Below are 21,964 nucleotides of genomic sequence, written 5' to 3'. Positions count from 1 at the left end.
CCTCAGATGTTCCGGAAGCGGTTGATGGCGTCGATGTGCTGCGCGCGCTTCTCCTCGTCGCGCACGCCCAGGCCCTCCTCGGGGGCCAGGCACAGTACGCCGACCTTGCCCTGGTGGAGGTTGCGGTGCACGTCGTACGCCGCCTGGCCGGTGTCCTCCAGCGAGTACACCTTCGAGAGCGTCGGGTGGATCTTGCCCTTCGCGATGAGGCGGTTGGCCTCCCAGGCCTCGCGGTAGTTGGCGAAGTGGGAGCCGATGATGCGCTTCAGGGACATCCACAGGTAGCGGTTGTCGTACTCGTGCATGTAGCCCGAGGTGGAGGCGCAGGTGGTGATGGTGCCGCCCTTGCGGGTGACGAAGACCGAGGCGCCGAAGGTCTCGCGGCCGGGGTGCTCGAAGACGATGTCGATGTCCTCGCCGCCGGTCAGCTCGCGGATGCGCTTGCCGAAGCGCTTCCACTCCTTGGGGTCCTGGGTGTGCTCGTCCTTCCAGAACTTGTAGCCCTCGGCGTTGCGGTCGATGATCGCGTCGGCGCCCATCGACCGGCAGATGTCGGCCTTCTGCTCGCTGGAGACGACGCAGATCGGGTTGGCGCCGCCGGCGAGGGCGAACTGGGTGGCGTAGGAGCCGAGGCCGCCGCTGGCGCCCCAGATGAGCACGTTGTCGCCCTGCTTCATGCCGGCGCCGTTGCGGGAGACCAACTGGCGGTACGCGGTGGAGTTGACCAGGCCCGGGGCCGCGGCCTCCTCCCAGCTGAGGTGGCCCGGCTTGGGCATCAGCTGGTTGGACTTGACAAGCGCGATCTCTGCCAGGCCGCCGAAGTTGGTCTCGAAGCCCCAGATGCGCTGCTCGGGGTCGAGCATCGTGTCGTTGTGGCCGTCGGACGACTCCAGCTCGACGGAGAGGCAGTGCGCGACGACCTCGTCGCCGGGCTGCCAGGCGTTGACGCCCGGGCCGGTGCGCAGGACGACGCCGGCCAGGTCGGAGCCGATGATGTGGTAGGGCAGGTCGTGGCGCTTGGCCAGCTCGCTGGTGCGGCCGTAGCGCTCGAGGAAGCCGAACGTGGACAGCGGCTCGAAGATCGAGGTCCACACCGAGTTGTAGTTGACCGAGGAGGCCATCACGGCCACCAGGGCCTCACCGGGGCCCAGCTCGGGCAGCGGCACCTCGTCGAGGTGGATCGACTTGCGCGGGTCCTTGGCGCGGGTCTCCATGCCCGCGAACATCTCGGTCTCGTCCTTGTGCACGGTGATCGCGCGGTACGACTCGGGGAGCGGCAGTGCCGCGATGTCGGCCGACGTGGATTCGGGCGACTGGATCGCGTCCAGGATGTCCTTCACGGTCACGGTGTTGCCTCCGGCGGTGAGCGCCCTGAGGGAGGGGCGCTGAGGGTTACGTCGGTGCTGCAGAGGGATGGGGGTGAAAGTGCCTGTGACGCAGGCGCCGGGCGCGCAGGGGATGAGTGCGGGGACAGCCCGGACACCTTCAACGTATGACACCGCGTGTCACCCCGCAAGGCACTGAGTGCCAGAAACTCCACTCAGATGAAATCTTTACGCAACATATGAGCGATGATCGATCGAATGGGGTCCTGTGCGGGGTGAAAAAGGGGCGTTGACGTGCAAAAACGGCCACCCGGTGGGTGGCCGTTGTCACAGGGGGAAACGGTAAGAGCAGGTCCCGGCGCTCGGTCTCAGCGCTCCTTGAGCGCCTGCTCGATGGTGCGCATGATCTCGTGCAGCGGGGCGTCGGTGCGGGCGACCGTCACCAGCACCTCGCCCTCCACGGACGCCGCGGAGGCCGGCGCCGAGGACGCCGCGCCGCGCCCGGCGCCGATGCCCGTGCCGAACGTCTTGCGCACGATCGCGAAGGCGTGGTCGAGCTGCGCCTCCACGTCGCCCTGGCCGCCCGCCCGCAGCCAGCGCCGCAGGACGTGGTTGTGGGCGGTGACCACGGCGGACGCGGCGACCTCCGCCAGCAGCGGGTCGTCGTTGGCGTCGTCGTCGTGCGCGTGCTCGTCGAAGTGGCCGAGCAGATAGCGGGTGAAGAGGCGCTCGTAGCGGGCCACCGACGCGATCTCGGCCTCGCGCAGGGTGGGCACCTCGCGCGTGAGCTTGTAGCGGGCGACCGAGATCTCCGGCCGGGCCGCGTACATCTTCATGACTTCCTTGATGCCGCGGCACACGGTGTCCAGCGGATGCTCGTGCGCGGGCGCCGCGTTGAGCACGGCCTCGGCGCGGACCAGGGTGTCGTCGTGGTCCGGGAAGATCGCCTCTTCCTTGGAGCGGAAGTGACGGAAGAAGGTGCGGCGCGCGACGCCGGCCGCGGCCGCGATCTCGTCGACGGTGGTCGCCTCGTACCCCTTGGTCGCGAACAGCTCCATGGCCGCGGCCGCCAGCTCCCGGCGCATTTTGAGCCGTTGGGCGGCGGCCCGGCTGCCGGCCGCGCTCTCCGGCGCGTCGGGCGTAGCTGGTGTACGTGAGGACTTGGCGGGCTGGGACATGACCCGAACGTACTGCATGTGCGCGGAACGATGCGCGTGACCGGGGATTCCCCCGCCCGCGAAGGGCGGGGGAGACCCTGCCGGATCGAGCAGTCCGCCCCAGTCCTCCTCGGACCGGAACCAGTCGCCGGGGCCGGGCTCAGCGGCGGGCATATTCGCGGAAGCCGCGGCCCGTCTTGCGGCCGAGGCAGCCCGCGGCCACCAGGTGCTCGAGCAGCGGCGCCGGGGCCAGCCCCGGGTCGCGGAACTCGCGGTGCAGCACCTTCTCGATGGCCAGCGACACGTCCAGCCCCACCACGTCCAGCAGCTCGAAGGGGCCCATCGGATAGCCGCCGCCCAGCTTCATCGCCGCGTCGATGTCGTCGAGCGTCGCGTAGTGCTCCTGCACCATCTTGACCGCGTTGTTCAGGTACGGGAACAGCAGCGCGTTCACGATGAACCCGGCCCGGTCGCCGCAGTCCACGGCGTGCTTGCGGATCGTGGAGCAGACCTCGCGGACGGTGGCGTGCACATCGTCCGCGGTCAGCACCGTGCGGACCACCTCCACCAGCTTCATGGCGGGCGCCGGGTTGAAGAAGTGCATGCCGATCACGTCCTGCGGGCGCGAGGTGGCGCGGGCGCAGGCGACGACGGGCAGCGACGAAGTGGTGGTGGCCAGCACCGCGCCGGGCCTGCAGACCTTGTCGAGGGCGGCGAACAGCTGCCGCTTGACCTCCAGGTCCTCCGCGACGGCCTCCACGGCGAGGTCGACGTCGGCGAAGTCGTCGTACGTCCCCGTCGGCGTGATCCGCTCCAGCGTCTCGGCGGCGGCCTCGGCGGTGAGCCTGCCCTTGTCGACGCTGCGCGACAGCGACTTGCCGATGCGGGCCTTGGCCGTCTGCGCCTTCTCCGCGCTGCGGGCGGCGAGGACGACCTCGTACCCGGCCTTGGCGAACACCTCCGCGATGCCGGAGGCCATGGTGCCCGAGCCCGCGACACCGACGGAGCGCACCGGACGGCCGGCGGCCGGAGCCTCGTCCGCGCGCGGTGTCAGGGCGTCCGGCACCACGGTCGCGCTGCCGGGCGCCTCGTAGGTGTAGAAGCCGCGCCCCGCCTTGCGGCCCGTCAGTCCGGCCTCGCTGAGCTGCTTGAGGATGGGCGCAGGGGCGTGCAGACGGTCGTGGGAGGCCGAGTACATGGCGTCCAGGACCGTGCGCGCGGTGTCCACGCCGATCAGGTCCAGCAGCGCCAGCGGGCCCATCGGCAGCCCGCAGCCGAGCCGCATCGCGGCGTCGATGTCCTCGCGGGAGGCGTAGTTCGCCTCGTACATCGCCGCTGCCTGGTTGAGGTACCCGAACAGCAGCCCGTCGGCGACGAAACCGGGCCGGTCGCCCACCGCGACGGGCTCCTTGCCGAGGTCCAGGGTGAGATCGGTGACCGCCGAGACGGCGGCCGGCGCGGTCAGCACGGAGGAGACGACCTCCACCAGCTTCATCGCCGGCGCAGGGTTGAAGAAGTGCAGGCCCAGCACGCGCTCGGGACGGGCCGAGTCCGCGGCCAGCCGGGTCACCGACAGGGCGTTGGTGCCGGTCGCCAGGATCGTGTCGGGGCGCACGATCCCGTCCAGCTCCCGGAAGATCTGCTGCTTGATCTCGTACGACTCCGGCGCGACCTCGATCACGAGGTCGGCGTCGGCCGCGGCCCGCAGCTCGGTGGCGGTACGGACCCGGGCGAGAGCGGCGGCGCGCTCCTGCTCGGTCAGGCGTCCGCGCCGCACGGCGCGGGCGGTGGACGCCTCCAGCGCGGCGACGGCCTGCGCGGTCTGCGCCTCGCCGACGTCGATGCCGATCACGTCACGGCCGGCCCGGGCCAGGACCTCGGCGATGCCGGTGCCCATCGTGCCGAGGCCGACGACGGCGACGGTGCGGAGCGGGGACAGAGGGGTGTCGGACTGGGGAGTGGCCATCGCGGGACTCCAGGAATGAGGGTGACGACGGAACGCCCGGGTGCGCCGGAAGGCACACCGGGGGCGTACGGAGGGAGGAGTGCGGGTGTTGCCGGGCTGCGAGCGCACACGCCCGGTGCCGTCCGCCGGGCGTGCACACGCCCGCGGCGGCGGGGTCCGACCGGCCCTGTCCCGAGGCCGGATCGCACTGCGGTGCCTGGGCACCGTCACGGTCGATCTGCTCCCACGGCGGCTGCGTCACCAAACCGTCGTGAGGAGTGCTGCGGGTGGGTGACCCGCTCGTCTGAGATTAACTCGCGGGTAACGAGCGCGCCAGCCCCCGGTGTTCGTGATGTAGCTCCCACACGGCGTGTGACGCGCCTAACCTCGGTGTCATGGACGAAGAGTTGCGAACGCTCACGGAGCGCTTACGGGCCGAGGCGGCCGCCTCCGGGGCTCCGGGCGCCGTGACGGAGTGCGAGAGGCTCGCGGCGACCGGGGACCACGACGCGCTGGCCGCGCAGCTCACCGAGCCCGGGCAGCCGCTGTGGGCCCGCGAGCTGGCCGCGTTCCGGCTGGGACTGGCGGGGGACCGGCGGGCCTTCGAGGCGCTGGTGCTGCTCCTCAACCACCGTGACCCGCCGCGCTGCGCCGCGGCCGCCCACGCCCTCGCCCGGCTCGGCGACCCGCGCACCGCCCGGGCCGCCGCCGCCCTCGCCACCAACGAACTGCGCGTCGCCTACGCCCTGCACCCGGTGCGCCTGCTGGTCGAGCTGCGCGCCCCGGAGGCGGTGCCCGCGCTGATCACCACCCTGGGGCGCCGGCTGCGCCCGCACGACCCGTACCGGCGCGTGGCCCTCGCCTGCGTCGACGGGCTCGGCTCGCTCGGTGACGAACGGGCCGCGCCCGTGCTGAAGGACGCCCTCGCGCACCCGGCACTGGCCGAGGCCGCGGTACGGGCACTGGCCCGGATCCCCGGACAGCGGTGAGCGGCCCGGCGGGCGTGGGGACCCGGTGGCGCGGCGGTGGTCCAGGGGCGCGCCGTCAGCCGGTGAGGGGTCTCGCGTAGCGCACCTCGGGCACCGGGACGCCGTCCACGTCGGACGACTCCACGGCGCCGTCGGCGCGGAAGCCCGCCCGCTCGTAGAACCCGCGGGCGCGGGCGTTGCCCTCGAGCACCCACAGCAGCATCCGCGGGTGTCCGGCGGCGGCGCACCGCCGCACCGACTCGCCGAGCAGGGCCTGTCCGATGCCGCCGCCGAAACGCCCGGCGTCGACATAGAGCGCGTACAACTCGGCCTCCCCGGTGCGCAGTTCACCGTCCCGGTACGGGCCGTGACAGGCCCAGCCGACGACCGTGCCGGTGTCGTCCTCCGCGACCAGGTTCACCAGTTCGGCCGGGGCGCGGGCGAAGAGGGCGCGGCGCCGCTCGGCGTCCTCGGCGACATTGAGACCGTCGAGATACGACTGCGGCATCAGCCCCCGGTACGCCGACTGCCAGCCCCGGATGCGGATCTCGGACACGCGGTCGCAGTCGGCGGACGTCATCTCCCGCACGCGCGGCCCGCTCACGGGGCGACGACCGCGAACGCCTCGATCTCCATCAGGAACTCCGGCCGCACCAGCGAGGCGACCTGTACGGCCGAGGCGGCCGGCAGCCGGTCGTCGGGTATGTGCGCGGCGCGGGCCGCGCGGATCGCCGGCAGGTGCGCCATGTCCGTGACGAAGAAGGTCAGCTTGACCACGTCGTCGAAGCTCGCGCCGGCCGCGGACAGACAGCGCCGCAGATTCTCGAAGACCTGGCGGGCCTGGGCCGCCGCGTCGCCCTCGCCGACGATCCGGCCGTCCTCGTCCAGCGCGAGCTGGCCGGAGACGGCCACGAACCGCCCCGTGCCGAGGACGACATGGCTGTACTGCGCGGCGGGCGCGACGCCGTCGGGAGCGGCGATCCTGGTCAGCTCGTTCATGCCCCCATGGTGGACCATGGCACCGACAACGTCCCCGACGGCCCGTCAGGCGCCCCCTGGGCCCTCGGGCAGGGCCGCGCTCAGCCCCGGAAGCCGAGCAGGCCGTGCAAGGTGGAGCCGCGCGAGGACGTCGACGCGGCCTTGGACTCCAGCGGCCGTGGATCGGGCAGCGTCGCGCACACGGCGTCGGCCGCGCCCTCGCCGCGCGGCACGGTGCCGTCGGTCAGGTAGGCGGCCAGATACCGGTCGAGGCAGGCGTTCCCGCTCAGCGTGATGCCGTGGTTGCCGCCGCCCACCTCGACGACCAGGCTGGAGTCTCGCAGCAGCCGGTGCACCGTGACGCCGCCCTCGTACGGGGTGGCCGCGTCCCCCGTCGCCTGGAACAGCAGCGCGGGCGGCAGCCGCCGGTTGGCGACGTCCACCGCCTGCCGCGGGGCCGCCGGCCAGAAGGCGCACGGCGCGTTGTACCAGGCGTTGTTCCAGGCCATGAACGGCGCCTTCGCGTGCGTGCCCCAGTTGTCCTCGCGCCACCGGTCCCAGTCGCGCGGCCAGCCGGCGTCGCGGCACTGCACCGAGGTGTAGACGCTGTAGCCGTTGTCGCCGGCGGCGTCCAGGGCGCCGAAGTTCTCGTACGCCTCGACGAGCGGGGCGGCGTTCCCGTCGTTCACGTACGCCGCGAACGCGTCCGCCAGGTAGGGCCAGTAGCCGTTGTAGTAGCCGCCCGGCAGGAAGGTGTCCTCCAGTTCCGCGGGGCCCACCACGCCTCCGGCCGGCTTCTTCGCGAGCGCCGCCCGCATCGCGTACCACGCGGCCTCGATCCGCTCCGGGTCGGTGCCCAGCCGGTACGTCGCGTCGTACTTCGCGATCCAGGCCGTGAAGGCGCGGTGGCGGTCGTCGAAGGCGAGGTCCTGGTTGAGGTTGGCCCGGTACCAGACGTCGGTCGGGTCGACGACCGAGTCCAGGACCAGGCGCCGCACCCGTTCCGGGAACAGCTTGGCGTAGACGGCGCCCAGGTAGGTGCCGTAGGAGTAGCCGAAGTAGTTGATCTTCTCCGCGCCGAGCGCCCGGCGGACGGCGTCGACGTCCCGCGCGGCGCTGACCGTGTCCATGTGGGGCAGGACGTCCGCGTACTTCGCGCCGCAGGCCTCGGCGAAGGACTTGGCGCGGGTGAGGTTGGCCTGTTCGACAGCGGGTGAGGAGGGCACTGTGTCGGGGCGCACCGGGGCGAAGTGACCCGGCCGGCAGTCCAGGGCGGGCTCGCTCCTGCCGACGCCCCTCGGGTCGAAGCCGATCACGTCATACTGGGCGGCCACCTTCCTGGGCAGCGACGACGCCACGAACCCGGCGAGCGTCAGCCCGCTGCCGCCGGGTCCGCCGGGGTTGACCAGCAGCGGGCCCTGGTAGGTCTTCGCCGTGTGCGGGACGCGGGACAGCGCCAGGGTGATGCGCCTGCCGTCCGGACGGCCGTGGTCGAGCGGCACCGTGAGCGACGCGCACTGGAGGGTCGGGTAGTCCGCCGTGCCGCACGCCTTCCAGCCGATCCCGGCGGGGCGCGGAGCGTCCGCGGGCAGCGGGGCGCCGGCCTCGGCGGGGACGGCCGTGACGGCACCGGCCGCGAGGACGGCGGTGCCGCACAGCACGGCTGCGCGTTGTCTCATGGGATCTCCCGGGACGGAGAGGCTGCGGTCCGCGAGGCTCACGGTCCTCGCGCATCGTCCCGGGAAGCGCCCCCGGAGGAACGCGTTCCGCCCGGAGATGACCCGATCGGGCCGCCGGATGCGCTCGAATGCCCGCCGTGGACGCGGTCCGGGCAGCGGTCCGGGCCGGTCGCTAGGCTGGCTCCCGCACGTGAGGAACCACGTGAGGAACAAGGAGAGCGAGATGCCCGAGGCGACGGTGGCCGAGGTGATGGCCGAGCTGGCCGCGCTCGAGGAGCCGAAGGTCCGCGCGGTCAACGAGCGGCACGGCGACGACCACGGGGTGAAGCTCGGCCCCCTGCGCGCGCTCGCCAAGCGGCTGAAGACGCAGCAGGACCTCGCGTGCCGGCTCTGGGGGACGGGCGACTCGGCGGCGCGACTGCTGGCGCTGCTGATCTGCCGCCCGAAGGCCTTCGGACGCGACGAGCTGGACACCATGCTGCGCGAGGCGCGCACGCCCAAGGTGCACGACTGGCTCGTGAACCACGTCGTGAGGAAGAGCCCGCACGCCGAGGAGCTGCGCCTGGCCTGGTCCGCCGACCCGGACCCGGTGGTCGCGAGCGCGGGCTGGGCCCTGACCGCCGAACGCGTGGCGAAGAAGCCCGAGGGCCTGGACCTCGCGGAGCTGCTCGACACGATCGAGGCGGAGATGAAGGACGCCCCCGACCGCCTCCAGTGGGCGATGAACACCTGCCTGGCCCGCATCGGCATCGACCACGCGGAGCACCGCAGCCGCGCGCTCGGCATCGGCGAACGCCTGGAGGTCCTCAAGGACTACCCCACGCCCCCGGGCTGCACGTCCCCGTACGCTCCCGTCTGGATCACCGAGATGGTGCGCCGGCAGGAAGAGGCGCCGGCCGGCTCGTAGCCGTCCGCGTCACAGGAGCGACAGCTGGACCGGCTCCGTCGCCGGGGGCGGGGCCGGGGGATCCCTCCGTTCGGTCCGCCGCGGCATGCCCGGGCGGTTCGGGCCGATGCCGTACTCCCGGGCCAGGGCGTGCACCTGGCCGGTGATGCGGCGCTGGTACCACTTCGGAGCGTAGGCGCCCTCCGCGTAGAGGCGTTCGTAGCGGCGCACCAGGTGCGGGTGGTGCTGCCCGAGCCAGCTCATGAACCACTCCCGGGCGCCCGGGCGCAGATGCAGCACCAGGGGCGTCACCGAGGTGGCGCCGGCCGCGGCGACGGCCCGTACGGTCGCCCGCAGCTGGGCCGGTTCGTCGCCGAGGAAGGGGATGACCGGAGCCATCAGCACCCCGCAGCCGATGCCGTGCTCGGTCAGGGTCCGTACGACGTCCAGGCGGCGTTCCGGTGCCGGGGTGCCGGGCTCCACCGTGCACCACAGTCCGGCGTCGGTGAAGCCGACCGAGACCGAGATCCCGACGTCCGTCACCTGTGCCGCGCGGGTCAGCAGCTCCAGGTCGCGCAGGATCAGCGTGCCCTTGGTGAGGATCGAGAAGGGGTTCGCGCGCTCCGTGAGGGCCTCGATGATGCCCGGCATCAGGCGGTAGCGGCCCTCCGCGCGCTGGTAGCAGTCGACGTTGGTGCCCATCGCCACGTGCTCGCCCTGCCAGCGGGGGGAGGCCAGCTGGCGGCGGAGCAGTTCGGGGGCGTTCACCTTGACGACGATCTGCGAGTCGAAGCCGAGGCCCGTGTCGAGGTCCAGATAGCTGTGCGTCTTGCGCGCGAAGCAGTACACGCACGCGTGCGAGCAGCCCCGGTACGGATTCACCGTCCATTCGAACGGCATCCGCGAGGCGCCCGGCACCCGGTTGAGGATCGAGCGGGCCCGCACCTCGTGGAAGGTGATCCCGCGGAACTCGGGTGTGTCGACGGTGCGGACGGTGACCGCGTCCGCGCCGAACAGCGCGGGACCGGCGGCCCGGGCGTGGTCGGAGTCCGTGAGGTTCTCCCAGCGCATGACGCCTCCTCGATAGCACTGCCCAGAGAATAGAACATCTGTTCCCTTGATCGTGCGCGTGAGTCGCGCGGGGCGGTTTCACGCCCCCGGATTTGGAGGCCGGGCGGCGGGGTGGTTGGCTTGCCCCGACCCCGAGAACGAGGCCCTGGAGAGGAACCCGATGGCGCAGGTCGAGGCCACGACGGAGCGGATCGTCGCCGCGGACGCGGAGACGGTGTTCGACACCCTCGCCGACTACAGCGGCGCACGCGAGAAGCTGCTCCCCGAGCACTTCAGCGAGTACGAGGTCCGCGAGGGCGGTGACGGCGAGGGCACCCTCGTGCACTGGAAGCTCCAGGCCACCAGCAAGCGCATCCGCGACTGCCTGCTGGAGGTCAGCGAGCCGAGCGACGGCGAGCTCGTCGAGAAGGACCGCAACTCCTCCATGGTCACCACCTGGCGGGTCACCCCGGCCGGTGAGGGCAGGTCCCGGGTCGTGGTCACCAGCACCTGGAAGGGCGCCGGCGGCATCGGCGGCTTCTTCGAGAAGACCTTCGCCCCCAAGGGCCTCGGCCGGATCTACGACGCGGTGCTCGCCAAGCTCGCCGCCGAGGTGGAGAAGTAGCCAACACGCCCTTCGAATAGGGGTGTTGGCGGTCTCACCGGTTCGAGTGATCCTCGGCTGATCGCGCGGTACGCCGTAACTTGTCGCACTTGCTCGTAGTTGTCGCCTCTGGTGGCAAAAGTGAGCAGGTGCGACGAGGGGAGCGGTACGTGGGCGGGATCACTCTGGTGCAGGACGAACCGGTCGCCGCGCCGCCCCCGGAGGTGCTCGAGGCGCCCGCTCCCGAGCCGGAGCGGGACGCCGGGCTCAGCCCCCGCCGGGTGCGGCTGGTCTTCGTCGGACTGATGCTGGCGCTGCTGCTCGCCGCGCTCGAGCAGATGATCGTGGCCACCGCGCTCCCGAAGATCGTCGGCGAGCTGCACGGCCTGGACAAGATGTCCTGGGCGATCACCGCGTACCTGCTGACCTCCACCGTCGGACTGCCGATCTACGGCAAGCTCGGCGACCTCTTCGGCCGCAAGGGCGTCTTCCAGTTCGCCATCCTGGTCTTCGTCATCGGCTCCGCGCTCGCCGGACGCGCGCAGACCATGGACCAGCTGATCGCCTTCCGCGCGGTGCAGGGCGTCGGCGCCGGCGGCCTGATGATCGGCGTCCAGGCGATCATCGCCGACATCGTGCCGCCCCGGGAGCGCGGCCGGTTCATGGGGCTGATCGGCGCCGCCTTCGGACTCGCCTCGGTCGCCGGTCCCCTGCTGGGCGGCTACTTCACCGACCACCTCTCCTGGCGCTGGTGCTTCTACATCAACGTGCCCTTCGGTCTGCTCACCATGGCCGTGGTCGCCGTCGTCCTGAAGCTGCCCCGGCCGCGCGTCAAGCCCCGCCTGGACTACCTCGGCGCCCTGCTGCTCGCCGCCGCCTCCACCTGCCTGGTGCTGCTCACCAGCTGGGGCGGCACCGAGTACGAATGGGACTCCGAGGTCATCCTCGGCCTCGCCGGCGGTGCCCTCGCGGCCTCGCTGCTCTTCGTGGTCGCCGAGCGCTTCGCGCCCGAACCGCTGATCCCGCTGCGGCTGTTCCGCGACTCCGTCTTCAACGTCACCGCGCTCGTCGGCCTCGTCGTCGGCGTCGCGCTGTTCGGCGCCGCCAGCTATCTGCCGACCTTCCTCCAGATGGTCGACGGCGCCACCGCCACCGAGTCCGGCCTGCTGATGCTCCCCATGATGGGAGGCATCGTCGGCGCCTCGATCGTCTCCGGACAGCTCATCAGCCGCACCGGCCGCTACAGGGTCTACCCGGTCCTCGGCGGCGTCCTGTCCGTCCTCGGCATGTGGCTGCTCTCCCGCCTCGACGTCGACACCCCCCGGCTGCACTACAGCGTCTGGATGGCCGTCCTCGGCGCCGGCATCGGCATGGTGATGCCGGTCCTGGTCCTCGCCGTGCAGAACTCCGTGCGCCCCGCCGACCTCGGCACCGCCACCAGCGCCAACAACTACTTCCGGCAGATCGGCGGCAGCGTCGGCGCCGCCGTCTTCGGCACCCTCTTCGCCGGCCGGCTCACCGACGCCCTGGCCGACCGGGTGCCGGCCGGCGCGGGCGCCGGACTGCCCGACGCCGAGGCCATCACACCGCAGCTCGTCCACACCCTGCCCCCGGCGCTGCGCGACGCCTACATCCGGGCGTACGCCGACGCCATGCCGCGCATCTTCCTGTACCTGGTGCCGGTGCTCGTCCTCGGCCTGCTCATCGCCTTCTTCCTCAAGGAGAAACCCCTGGTGTCCCACAACGCCCCCGTCACCGAGCCCGAGACCGCGCAGCCCACTGCCCACGTCCCCCAGGCCCGTTCGCCCCACGCCGCCGGGATCCCCGTCTGCGGCACGGTGCAGCATCCCGACGGCACCGTGGTGCCCCGCGCCGCGCTCACCCTGATCGACGTCGGCGGGCAGCAGATCGGCCGGGGCGCCAGCGGCGAGGACGGACGGTACGCGCTGGCCACGCCCGGCTCCGGGGCGTACGTCCTGATCGCCGCGGCCGGCGGCCACCAGCCGCAGGCCGTCTCCGTGACCGTCGGCGAGCGCCCGGTGGAGCTGGACGTCGTCCTCGGCGGCGCAGGACGCCTGGCCGGCAGCGTCGTCACCGCCGACGGCAGCCCCGTGCGGGACGCGATCGTCACCCTCACCAACGTCCACGGCGAGGTCGTCGCCACCACGCGCAGCGCCCGTGAGGGCGGTTACGTCATCACCGAGCTGGTGGCCGGCGAGTACACCCTCGCCGCCAGCGCGCCCGCCTTCCGCCCGGCCGCCCTGCCGGTCAGCGTCCAGGCCGCCCGCGAGACCCGGCAGGACGTCGAACTGGCCGGCGGTGCCGTCCTGCGGGGCACCGTGCGGGCCGGCGGCGGACGGGCCGTGGAGGACGCGCGGGTGACGCTCCTGGACGCGGCCGGGAACGTCGTCGACACGCTGACCACGGGCCCCGACGGCACGTTCCGCTTCGTCGACCTGTCGTCCGGCGAGTACACCGTCATCGCCGCCGGCTACCCGCCCGTCGCCACCGTGCTCCAGGTCGCCGGCGGCGGCCGCACCGAACGCGACCTCCAGCTCGGGCACCAGGACTGACACCCGCCACCGTCGCCGGCGCGGGCGTGACGTAGCCTGCCCGGCGATGACACACGAGTTCAGCTGGGTGCTGGCCCGCTGGGGCGACCGGGCGGAGTCCGCGTCCGAGTGCGCGGTGCGGCTGGCGGCGTTCCTCACCCGGCTGGCGGCGCTCCACCCGGACCTGGCCGCATGGGACGGCCTGGTCGGCGAGGACGAGACGGTGCCGCCCGAGGCGTGGCGCCTGGGGCCCGACGTGGCGCGGGCGGAGCGGTTCGTGCGGCAGTGTCGGCGCGACGACGGCGACCCTCCCGCGTACGCCGGTTTCCGGCTGGCCCTGCTCTCCGCGGACCGGAGCCTGTCCCTCAGCATCTGCTGCGGCGGCCACCGGCACGGGCCCGACACCGGGAACAGCGTCGCGCTCTTCTTCCCGGAGCCCGCCCCGGCGACCGCGCTGCGCTACGGCCGGGACACCGTCCGGGACCTGGTCATCGCCGTCGCAGAGGTGTGGCGGCCGGAGTGGGCGACGTTCACCGACTCCCTGCTGGACACCGGCCGGACCGAGGCGCGCCGGCACCGCCCCGTCGGCTTCCTGAACCGTCCCGTCGGCTTCCTGACCTGGACGCCGGGCGCCACGGCGCCGGTCCTCGCCGACCGTCCGTTCCTGACGGCCGAGCCGCTCACGGACGGGACCCTGCTGAGCCGCCCGGGGTGGTGAGGGCCGGCCGCGGCCGGCCGGCGGCGCCTTCGACGGTCCGGAGCGGGCGCGCGCGGGTCAGGCCGAGCGGTCCCGCGCCGCGTGGTGGCCGTCGTAGTGGCGGGCGGCGCGGACGCGGTTGCCGCAGCGGTCCGAGCACCAGCGGCGGGCGCCGTGATTGCGGACGAACAGGCGGGTGCAGCCCGGCGCCCCGCACGTGGACAGACGTCCGCTCGGCGGGCCGGTCAGCAGCTCCACGCCGTCCTCGGCCAGCGCGGTGAGCGCCGCGCCGACGGGTTCGCCGGCCGGGCGGCGCACCGCCGCCACCGGACCCGCTTCCTCCCAACGGACCTCACGGACGGCCGGGGCCGCCGCGAGCGCGCCGTTGAGGACGGACAGGGCGGCCGTGCCGGGGGCTGCGCCACTGAGGTGGGCGTCCAGCAACTCCCTGAGCGAGCGCCGCAGTTCGAGCAGCTGATCCAGTTCCCCGGCGTCGATCCGGACGCCGGAGGGGGTCAGTCCCCGGCCGCTCAGCCAGGCGGCCGCGCTCTCCGCGTCACGCAGCCCGTCGTACGGGCCGCTCGGCCTGCTGAATTCCGTGTTGACCAGTGCCAGCGCGCCGTGGCGGTCCTCGCCGGGCGTCTGCGGCGGGGGAGTCGCGGTGGAGGAATCGGCAGCGTCCATGACCTAACGCTAGCACTTGAGAGTTTCCGTGAGGCTGGGATAGGGTCGGCGATGTCTAACGGTGAAGTGGAAAGTTAACCGTTAGGCCAGCCGCCTTCGGCTTCCGTTGTCGACAATGGGAATCCCTATGGAAAAGACAGACAAAGGCCTCACCTTACGGTTCGTCACGCTGGCCATCGGCATGTTCGCCATCGGCACGGACAGCTTCGTGGTCGCCGGCATCCTGCCCAGCGTGGCCGAGGACCTCGACGTCGACGTGCCCACCAGCGCGGAGCTGATCACGGCCTATGCGCTGTCCTACGCCGTCCTCTCGCCCGTCGTGGCGGCGGTGGCCGCCCGCGTGCCGCGCAGGGTGCTGCTGATCGGCGGCCTGCTGGTGTTCATCGCGGGCAACCTCGGCACCGGGCTCGCGCCCTCGTTCGAGGTGGCGATGGGATTCCGGGTGATGGCGGCGCTCGGCGGGGCCATGTTCACGCCGACCGCGGCCGGGGTCGTCGTCTCGCTCGCCGGGCCGGAGCGACGAGGGACCGCCCTGTCCATCCTGTTCGGCGGGCTGAGCGCGGCCACCGCCCTCGGTTCCCCCCTCGGCACCGCGATCAGCGGGTTCACCGACTGGCGCGGCACGATGGTCTTCGTCGCCGCGGTCGGTCTCGTCGCGCTGATCGCCGTCTCCCTGGCCCTGCCCTCCGTGCCCAGCCCGCCGGCGGTGTCGCTGAGGGAGAGGCTGTCGCCCCTCACCGACGCCAGGATCGCCCTGACGCTGCTGCTGGTCCTGGTCGGCTACAGCGGTCTGTTCGTCCTCTACACCTACGTCAGCCAGGTCTTCGACCCGGCCACCGACGGCAGCGGCCGCAGGCTCGCCTGGCTGCTGTTCGCCTGGGGCATCGCGGCCGTCGTCGGCAACATGACCTCCGGGCGCCTGACCGACAAGCTGGGCAGCCGCGTCGTGATCAACACGGCCGGCGTCATCGCGGTCGCCGTGTTCGTCACCACTCCGTGGACCAGCCGGCATCTGGCGACCGCCTTCGTCGCCGTGGTGCTGTGGGGCGCCTGCGGATGGGCGATGCTCGTCCCCATCCAGCACCGGCTCGCCGGGGTGAACCCGGCGGTCGCGCAGATGTCCATCTCGCTGAGCTCCTCGGCGAACTACGCCGGTGTCTCCCTCGCCCCGGTGATCGGCCACTTCTTCCTCGACCAGGGCGTGGACATGCGCTACCTGGGTGTGCCCTCCGCCGCGATCGTGGTCGCGGGCCTGCTGATCGGAGAGGCGGGCCATCTGCTGATCCGGCGGGCACAGCGGCAGGCGGAGGCGGACAGCGGCGGGGCTCCCGCCGAGGACCGGGCCGTCCCGGCACGCTGACCGTCCAGCGGCGCAGGTGCTTCGCGTGGACCGGTCGGCGTCGGCACGCGAAGCCCCTGCGGGAGCCGGAGGACGGTCGGATCAGGCGATCCGGCCACGCGGCTGCGGCTCCGGCACCCCCATCAGCCGGCTCACCTCCGCCGTCGCGGACTTGACGGCCAGGACACACCGGTCACGGACGGCCGCGGCGAGGTGGGCCGGCTTCAGCAGGACGAGCGCGCCCAGCACGGTGCCGTCCCAGAGCACGGGAGCGGCGAACGAGTCCCAGCCCCGTGCGCACTCCTGGAAACCGATCGCGTACCCCTTGGCCCGGATCTCCGTCAGGGAGGCGAGTAGTTGGCCGCGGTCCCGGTACACCCCCGGACCGACGGCCGCGGGCAACTGCTCCGCCAGCACCCGGTGTTGCAGCTGGTCTGAGAGGTGGGCGAGGATCACCCGGCCCGAGGCGCCGATCCGCAGCGAGCGGTTGACCCGCATGATCTCCCGCGGCGACATGCCCAGTTCGGTCAGGTCGTGCGAGCCCACGGCCATGTCGATGCAGTGCCGTTGCGGGTGGCCGAGATTGGTCAGGCCGTACAGGAAGACCATCCCGCCGTCGGCGGTCAGGCGCAGTTGTTCCAGGCAGTCGCCGAGGGCGTCGTGGTCCAGCCGGGGCGTCAGCGCCTGGGTGCCCAGCCGCGCCGCGGCCGGACCGAGCCGGTACCGGCCCCGGGAGACCTGGACGAACGCGCCCTGCTGGATGCCGGAGCGCAGTATCCGGTACACGGTGGAGTCGTCCAGGCGGCAGGCGCGGGCCAGTTCAGCCAGGCCGTGCACCTCCCCGCCCAGCTGGGTGAAGGCGTGCTGCACGCGGAACACGCGCTCGGCGTGGCTCGTCCCGGCGGCGTGCGAGGCGTCGGAGGGCGGGTTCTTGAGTGGGTTCGGATTCTGTCGGGATGCGGAAAAGTGGGTCCGGGTGTTTCCGGACTGATGGACGGCAGCAGTGCGCACGATAGGACCTCTCGACACGGAGAACGGGTGCCCGCGGCCGGCGGGCATCGAAGTCGCTGAGCGGTGTCAGTGACGATTTCTTGTGCGTCGTGGCGAAAAACGCCGAGGTCTGTCCGGTGCCGGTGCTGTCGGGTGAGTCGCCGATGGCGCGAATTGCATGTCACAGCCCCCGTATTCTTCTGCGTTCAACCACTTCGCCGTGCGGGTGGGTGGACGGTCCCCGTATCCGACACGCGAGTCAGGCGCGTTCGTTGGGACGGTACAGGGGAGCCGACGGGTCCGGATGTGATGGGACTCACTCTCTAACGGATTCGGCTGGAATTTGCCATTCGGCTACTCCGGTCAGGTCTGGACCGCCGAATGCGGTGGCACGGCAGGCTGAATGGGCGGGTCCGTCCGGTGTGCGAGGGCACGTCATCCGGCCATGGGGCCGGCCGGACCGGCGAGCGCCGCCTCGGCCCGGCGCACCGTCACGGGCTCGTCCGCGCCGTCGGCGGGCCGTGCCACCGCCGCCACGAGGCCGGGGACCGGCCTGAGATCGCTCACCTGCCACTCGCCCGCGCGCCGGCCCGTGCCGTGCGTCACGCGCGCCGTCCGTCGCCAGGGCCGCACGTCCAGCTCGGTCAGGTCGCCCACGACCCCCGTGCCCACGGCCTTCAGGACGGCTTCCTTCCGTGTCCAGCAGCGCAGATACGCGAGCGAGCGGCGCGGGCCCGGCGGCTCGTCGAGGACGTGGGCCCGTTCGGCACCGCTGAGCGTCGTCGGCGCGAGGACGTCCACGGGCATCGGCCGCACCCGCTCGATGTCGAGGCCCACCGGATGACGCGGCGACACGAGCAGGGCCGAACGGCCCTCGCTGTGCGAGAGGCTGAGGTGCACCGTGCCGTCCGCGACCTCGGCCACCGGCGGGCCGTGCCCGGGGTCACCGCAGCCGGGACAGGGCTCGCGGGTCAGCCGGACGTCCCGGGCGTGCACCCCGGCGCCGGCGGCCACGATCCGCTTGGCCAGGGCCCGCGCCCAGACGAACCGGACGCCGAGCGCCGGGAAGCGGTAGGCGTCCGCCCGCGCCCGCTCGGGCGCGTCGAGCAGCTCGGCGAAGCCCTCGGGCACCGGCGTGCCGGGCCGCCACCACCACAGGTCCACGCGTCCGTCCCGTCAGACGGGCAGGCGCCGCAGACGGGCCGACAGGTGCTGCTGGAGGGGCTGCCCGACCGCCTCCACCTCCTGTACGACCGACAGCTCGTCCCCGTGGAGGGTGAGCCGGCGCCGGGAGGCGGTGACCTCCTTCGCCAGCGGCGTGACGGCCATGTCCCGCGACGCCAGCTCGATCTCGTCGCCCGAGATCCGGCCGGCATAGGTCGTCACGATCCCCAGCGGATGGGCGACCACCGCCTCGACGTAGCCGTCGCCGCCGATCCGCCACCAGCCGGTCTCACGCCCCGACGGCTTCAGCGGCCGGCCCTCGGCGTCGGTCAGCCAGGCGCACGCCTCGTACCGCAGGAAGGGCCGCCCGTCGTGGCTGAAGGTGATCTGCTGCTCGTACGTGAAGCCGGAGTCCAGGGTGCCGTAGCCACCGCTGCCGGAGCCGCGCCAGGTGCCCAGCAGGGCGAGGGCGGGCGTGATCCACGGATGCGGCTGCGGGCCCACGCCCGCGACCTGGCTGTCAGGGAAAGGGATCTGCGCGCTGTCCAACTCTGCTCACTCCGCTGTGTCGGCCCGTACCCGGCAGTACTGGAATCGGCTGTGCCCGGAATCAGTGGTACCGGACGCACAGTAGCGGGAAGCGTGCAAGATTTCTGCAATAGCCGCCCCTTTTCTCGGCACATGAGAAACCGGGGAGTTCGCCGTGGCCGGGGAATTTTCTCGGCCGTCGAGAAAGCCGGCGGGGTTTCTCGGAGAATGAGAATGTGCAGATGGCGGGCCGGTCAATAAAGTCATTGACGAATGGTCGGGGCGTGTTGTTACGCTGCTGGCGCCGGATCTTCATCCGGAGATATTCGTCGGCGGACGGGGGACTTTCGTGTACGACGCCATTGTTGTAGGCGCGCGAATATCCGGCGCATCCACGGCCATGCTGCTGGCGCGGCTCGGCCACCGGGTGCTGCTGATCGACCGGGCGCGATTTCCCAGCCCGACGTCGTCATCCACGAATCTCATCCACCCGCCGGGCGTCCAGCGGCTCCACCGCTGGGGCGTCCTGGACCGGCTGGGCGACCCCACGATCCCGCGGATCGGCCGCTACCGCCTGGAGAGCGGCCCGGTGCGGCTGGAGGCCCCGCTGCCCGCCGTCGAGGACGTGGACTACGCGCTGTCGCCACCCCGCGTCAAGCTGGACGAGGCCCTGGTGCGCTGTGCGGCCGACGCCGGTGCCGAGGTGCGCGAGGAGACCTCCGTCCAGGAGCTGCTGCGCGACGCCGACGGCACCGTGGCCGGGGTCGCGGGCACCGGCAAGGGGACGGGCCGCTGGCAGGAGAAGGCGACCGTCGTCATCGGCGCCGACGGCAAGAACTCCAAGGTGGCCCGGCTGGCCGGCGCCGAGCAGTACCTCGCCGAACCGGTGCTGAGCAAGAGCCTGTGGACGTACTGGGAGGGGCCCGCCCGGCCCTCCCTCGTCCGCACCTACCGCGGGAACCGCCGCCACCCCTTCACCTGGCCGACCCACGACGGGCTGTCCATCGTCGGAGTGGCCTGGCCCGCCGCGGACTTCCCCTCGCCCGGCAGCGACGAGGCGACCGACCGGACGGTCGTCGCCGCCCTGGCCGACGCCGACCCGGAGTTCGCCGAGGAGGTCCGGGAGGGCCGGCGGGCCGGTCGCTGGCTCACCGGCTCCGTCCCCAACTTCCTGCGCACACCGCACGGCCCGGGCTGGGCCCTCGTCGGCGACGCCTCCGCGACCAGGGACCCGATCACCGCGTCCGGCATCACCCACGCCGTGCTCGGCGCCGAACTCCTCGCGGACGCCGTGCACCGGGGCCTGTCCGGCGGCCCCGGCATGGACGCGGAGCTGGCGGCGTACGCCCGCGCCCGGGACGCGCTCGTCCGGGACCACTACGACTACACCCGGGACTTCGCGCGCATCCTCGACCACACGCCCGAGGAGCGGGCGCTCATCGAGGCCATGAGCCGCAGCCCCTGGCACGCGCGCGGCATGATCGGCCTGTTCGCCACGGTCGTCCCGCCGGCCGAGTTCTACTCCCGGCGCACCTTCCGCGAGCTGTTCGACTTCCTCGACGAAGAGGGCGGACTGCCCCGGAACATCCGCATGCTGCGCTGGCTGCTGCACGCCGTCCCCGGCCGGCCCGAGGCCACGGCACGACTCGCCGACCGGATGCTGGCCTCCCGGCTCGGCCTGATGGGCGAGCTCCTCCTGCGCAGCAAGGCCGCCTGAGCCGCGCCCCGTACCACCCGGCCCTTCCCCGCCCCGACGGCACCCACTGGCGACGACGCCGTGGCGCGGCGCCCGGGGCACCCCGTGACACCTCGTTCTGGAGGATTCCCACCATGACCGGTACGCAGCAGACTGCCGGCCCCGTCCTTCTCTTCCCCGGCCAGGGCGGCTTCGACGGTGCCGCGCTCAGCCGAGCGGCCGACGGCTACCCGCAGGTGCGGGCCGTCTTCGCACAGATCGACACGGTCGCCCGGCAGCTCCACGGCCGGGACCTGTCCACGGCCCTGTTCCGCGCCACACCGGTGGAGCTGGGCGAGCTGCCGGCCGACGAGCCCTGGCTGTCCCAGCTCGCCGTCTACGGGGCCGGCCTGGCCGCCCACCGCGTGCTGACCGAGCACGGCGTACGGCCGTCCGTCCTCGTCGGCCACAGCCTCGGCGAGATCACCGCGCTGGTGGCCGCGGGCGGTTACTCCGTAGAGGACGGCGCCCGGATCGTGCTGCGCCGCACCGCCGCCATCGCCGGTCGGGACGGGGGCACCGGAGTCATGGTCGCCCTCGCCGCCTCACCCGGCCGCACCCGGCACCTGATCGGGCTGGTGGAGAACGACCGCATCGCCGTCGCCACCGAGAACCACGACGCCCAGACCGTGCTGAGCGGCCCCCGCGAGGCCATCGGCCAGGTCAAGGCCATCGCCGGGCAGCTCGGGATCGGCTGCGTCGAACTGGAAGCCCCGTTCGCCTTCCACAACCCGGCGCTGGCCTCCGTGGCGCCCGACTTCGCCGCCGCCGTACGCGACCTGCCGCGCGGCCCGCTGAGCGTGCCCGTGTACTCCCCGGTCCTGCAGCGCTTCTACGACCAGGACGAGAGCCTCGGCGACCGGCTCGCCGACCACTTCACGCTGCCCGTCCGGTTCTCCTCGGCGATCGCACACCTCCACGAGCGCGGTGCGCGCACCTTCGTGGAGGCCGGCGGGCGCGCCGCCCTCACCTCGCTGGTGCCCAAGATCCTGCACGGCCCGGACGACGTCACCGCGCTGGCCACGCTGTCCGTGGGCCGGGGCAACACCCTGCGGCTGCCCGACACCCTGGCCGAGCTGCGACGGGCGGGCCTGGCCGCCGACGACGGACTGGAGTCCCTGCGGCAGTACCTGGCGCCCGAGCTGAGCTCCGCCGAGTTCTCCACCTTCTGGACCACGACCGGCCACGAGATCACCACGCTGGTCAACCGGCGGCTGTCGGACTTCCTCACCGCGCCGAAGGAGGACGCCGCGGCCGCGAGCGCGGAGACCTCCGAGACCTCCGGGACGGTCGCGGACGCCGGTGTGCCCTCGGGTGGGGCGGTGGCGGGTGTGCCGGGGCGGGACGAGGTGTTCGTGACGGTGCGGGGGCTGTACGCGGGGGCGTTGGAGTATCCGGAGGAGGTGTTCACGCCGGGTGTGCTGCTGGAGGCGGAGCTGGGGGTGGACTCGGTGAAGCAGGTGGAGCTGTTGTCGCGGGCGTCGGAGCACTTCGGGCTGCCGCCGCGGGGTGCGGACTTCCGGCTGGCCGATTACGAGACCCTCGACAAGATCGCCGACCTCATCCACCACGAACTCGGCGCCCCGGGCGCGGAGACCTCCGAGACCTCCGGGACGGTCGCGGACGCCGGTGTGCCCTCGGGTGGGGCGGTGGCGGGTGTGCCGGGGCGGGACGAGGTGTTCG

19 protein-coding genes are annotated in these 21,964 nt (G+C 72.7%); 8 read left to right on the top strand and 11 right to left on the bottom strand.

Features of this window, described 5'->3' with window-relative positions; translation table 11 throughout:
• Positions 1 to 2: 2 nt before the first annotated feature.
• The 3 genes from ccrA to AB0E77_RS09575 all read right to left on the bottom strand — a co-directional run bounded on the left by ccrA (position 3) and on the right by AB0E77_RS09575 (position 4,448).
• Positions 3 to 1,346, bottom strand: a complete 1,344-nt coding sequence (gene ccrA, locus AB0E77_RS09585) for a crotonyl-CoA carboxylase/reductase (RefSeq protein ID WP_361567976.1) — start codon at positions 1,344 to 1,346, stop codon at positions 3 to 5.
• Positions 1,347 to 1,693: 347 nt separating this feature from the next.
• The gene (locus AB0E77_RS09580; RefSeq protein WP_361567973.1) at positions 1,694 to 2,503 is read right to left on the bottom strand and encodes a TetR family transcriptional regulator; all 810 of its coding nucleotides are present in this window, start codon (positions 2,501 to 2,503) and stop codon (positions 1,694 to 1,696) included.
• A gap of 139 nt (positions 2,504 to 2,642) precedes the next feature.
• The gene (locus AB0E77_RS09575; RefSeq protein ID WP_361567970.1) at positions 2,643 to 4,448 is read right to left on the bottom strand and encodes a 3-hydroxybutyryl-CoA dehydrogenase; all 1,806 of its coding nucleotides are present in this window, start codon (positions 4,446 to 4,448) and stop codon (positions 2,643 to 2,645) included.
• 374 nt (positions 4,449 to 4,822) lie between these two features.
• On the opposite strand from AB0E77_RS09575, the gene AB0E77_RS09570 reads away from it, so the two are divergent.
• Complete coding sequence (locus AB0E77_RS09570) at positions 4,823 to 5,416, top strand: adenylosuccinate lyase (RefSeq protein ID WP_361567967.1); 594 nt, start codon at positions 4,823 to 4,825, stop codon at positions 5,414 to 5,416.
• Between the two features lie 55 nt (positions 5,417 to 5,471).
• On the opposite strand, the gene AB0E77_RS09565 is transcribed toward AB0E77_RS09570, so the two are convergent.
• The 3 genes from AB0E77_RS09565 to AB0E77_RS09555 all read right to left on the bottom strand — a co-directional run bounded on the left by AB0E77_RS09565 (position 5,472) and on the right by AB0E77_RS09555 (position 8,052).
• On the bottom strand, positions 5,472 to 5,999 hold the full coding sequence (locus tag AB0E77_RS09565; RefSeq protein ID WP_361567965.1) for a GNAT family N-acetyltransferase: 528 nt from the start codon (positions 5,997 to 5,999) through the stop codon (positions 5,472 to 5,474).
• The gene (locus AB0E77_RS09560; RefSeq protein WP_361567962.1) at positions 5,996 to 6,394 is read right to left on the bottom strand and encodes a RidA family protein; all 399 of its coding nucleotides are present in this window, start codon (positions 6,392 to 6,394) and stop codon (positions 5,996 to 5,998) included. The genes AB0E77_RS09565 and AB0E77_RS09560 overlap by 4 nt, the downstream gene beginning before the upstream one ends.
• Before the next feature lie 80 nt (positions 6,395 to 6,474).
• Positions 6,475 to 8,052, bottom strand: coding sequence for an alpha/beta hydrolase (locus tag AB0E77_RS09555; RefSeq protein ID WP_361567959.1), 1,578 nt, complete (start codon positions 8,050 to 8,052; stop codon positions 6,475 to 6,477).
• A gap of 223 nt (positions 8,053 to 8,275) precedes the next feature.
• Here AB0E77_RS09555 and AB0E77_RS09550 point away from each other — a divergent pair, with 223 nt between their 5' ends.
• The gene (locus tag AB0E77_RS09550) at positions 8,276 to 8,959 is read left to right on the top strand and encodes a DNA alkylation repair protein (protein ID WP_361568240.1); all 684 of its coding nucleotides are present in this window, start codon (positions 8,276 to 8,278) and stop codon (positions 8,957 to 8,959) included.
• 9 nt (positions 8,960 to 8,968) lie between these two features.
• Here AB0E77_RS09550 and AB0E77_RS09545 read toward each other — a convergent pair whose 3' ends face one another.
• Positions 8,969 to 10,009, bottom strand: a complete 1,041-nt coding sequence (locus AB0E77_RS09545) for an Rv2578c family radical SAM protein (RefSeq protein WP_361567957.1) — start codon at positions 10,007 to 10,009, stop codon at positions 8,969 to 8,971.
• A 160-nt stretch (positions 10,010 to 10,169) separates the two neighbouring features.
• Here AB0E77_RS09545 and AB0E77_RS09540 point away from each other — a divergent pair, with 160 nt between their 5' ends.
• From AB0E77_RS09540 to AB0E77_RS09530, 3 genes are all read left to right on the top strand, one after another.
• The gene (locus AB0E77_RS09540; RefSeq protein ID WP_361567955.1) at positions 10,170 to 10,613 is read left to right on the top strand and encodes an SRPBCC family protein; all 444 of its coding nucleotides are present in this window, start codon (positions 10,170 to 10,172) and stop codon (positions 10,611 to 10,613) included.
• A gap of 149 nt (positions 10,614 to 10,762) precedes the next feature.
• Positions 10,763 to 13,165 (top strand): MFS transporter, encoded by a 2,403-nt coding sequence (locus AB0E77_RS09535; protein ID WP_361567953.1) that lies wholly within the window; start codon positions 10,763 to 10,765, stop codon positions 13,163 to 13,165.
• 46 nt (positions 13,166 to 13,211) lie between these two features.
• A complete protein-coding gene (locus AB0E77_RS09530; RefSeq protein ID WP_361567950.1) occupies positions 13,212 to 13,862 on the top strand; it encodes an Imm52 family immunity protein in 651 nt (216 codons plus the stop codon).
• Between the two features lie 57 nt (positions 13,863 to 13,919).
• Here AB0E77_RS09530 and AB0E77_RS09525 read toward each other — a convergent pair whose 3' ends face one another.
• Positions 13,920 to 14,525 carry an ABATE domain-containing protein gene (locus tag AB0E77_RS09525; RefSeq protein ID WP_361567948.1) on the bottom strand — a complete coding sequence of 202 codons (606 nt, stop codon included), beginning with the start codon at positions 14,523 to 14,525 and terminating at the stop codon, positions 13,920 to 13,922.
• Between the two features lie 127 nt (positions 14,526 to 14,652).
• On the opposite strand from AB0E77_RS09525, the gene AB0E77_RS09520 reads away from it, so the two are divergent.
• Entirely contained in the window at positions 14,653 to 15,885 is a 1,233-nt protein-coding gene (locus AB0E77_RS09520; RefSeq protein ID WP_361567946.1) for an MFS transporter, read from the top strand.
• An 81-nt stretch (positions 15,886 to 15,966) separates the two neighbouring features.
• On the opposite strand, the gene AB0E77_RS09515 is transcribed toward AB0E77_RS09520, so the two are convergent.
• The 3 genes from AB0E77_RS09515 to AB0E77_RS09505 form a co-directional block, all read right to left on the bottom strand.
• Complete coding sequence (locus AB0E77_RS09515; RefSeq protein WP_361567943.1) at positions 15,967 to 16,743, bottom strand: IclR family transcriptional regulator C-terminal domain-containing protein; 777 nt, start codon at positions 16,741 to 16,743, stop codon at positions 15,967 to 15,969.
• Between the two features lie 546 nt (positions 16,744 to 17,289).
• Positions 17,290 to 18,018 (bottom strand): 4'-phosphopantetheinyl transferase superfamily protein, encoded by a 729-nt coding sequence (locus AB0E77_RS09510; protein WP_361567940.1) that lies wholly within the window; start codon positions 18,016 to 18,018, stop codon positions 17,290 to 17,292.
• Positions 18,019 to 18,030: 12 nt separating this feature from the next.
• Positions 18,031 to 18,522 carry an FABP family protein gene (locus tag AB0E77_RS09505; RefSeq protein ID WP_361567938.1) on the bottom strand — a complete coding sequence of 164 codons (492 nt, stop codon included), beginning with the start codon at positions 18,520 to 18,522 and terminating at the stop codon, positions 18,031 to 18,033.
• Positions 18,523 to 18,895: 373 nt separating this feature from the next.
• Between AB0E77_RS09505 and AB0E77_RS09500 the strand changes: the two genes are divergently transcribed.
• Both AB0E77_RS09500 and AB0E77_RS09495 read left to right on the top strand, forming a co-directional pair.
• Positions 18,896 to 20,263 carry an NAD(P)/FAD-dependent oxidoreductase gene (locus AB0E77_RS09500; RefSeq protein WP_361567935.1) on the top strand — a complete coding sequence of 456 codons (1,368 nt, stop codon included), beginning with the start codon at positions 18,896 to 18,898 and terminating at the stop codon, positions 20,261 to 20,263.
• Between the two features lie 113 nt (positions 20,264 to 20,376).
• The coding region (locus AB0E77_RS09495) for an acyltransferase domain-containing protein (protein WP_361567933.1) at positions 20,377 to 21,964 on the top strand (1,588 nt) is incomplete at its 3' end.

This window comes from Streptomyces sp. NPDC032940 (assembly GCF_040636935.1).
Taxonomy (GTDB): Bacteria; Actinomycetota; Actinomycetes; order Streptomycetales; family Streptomycetaceae; genus Streptomyces.
The sequence above is the reverse complement of the archived record's forward strand: the minus strand, read 5'-3'. Positions and strand labels throughout refer to the sequence as shown.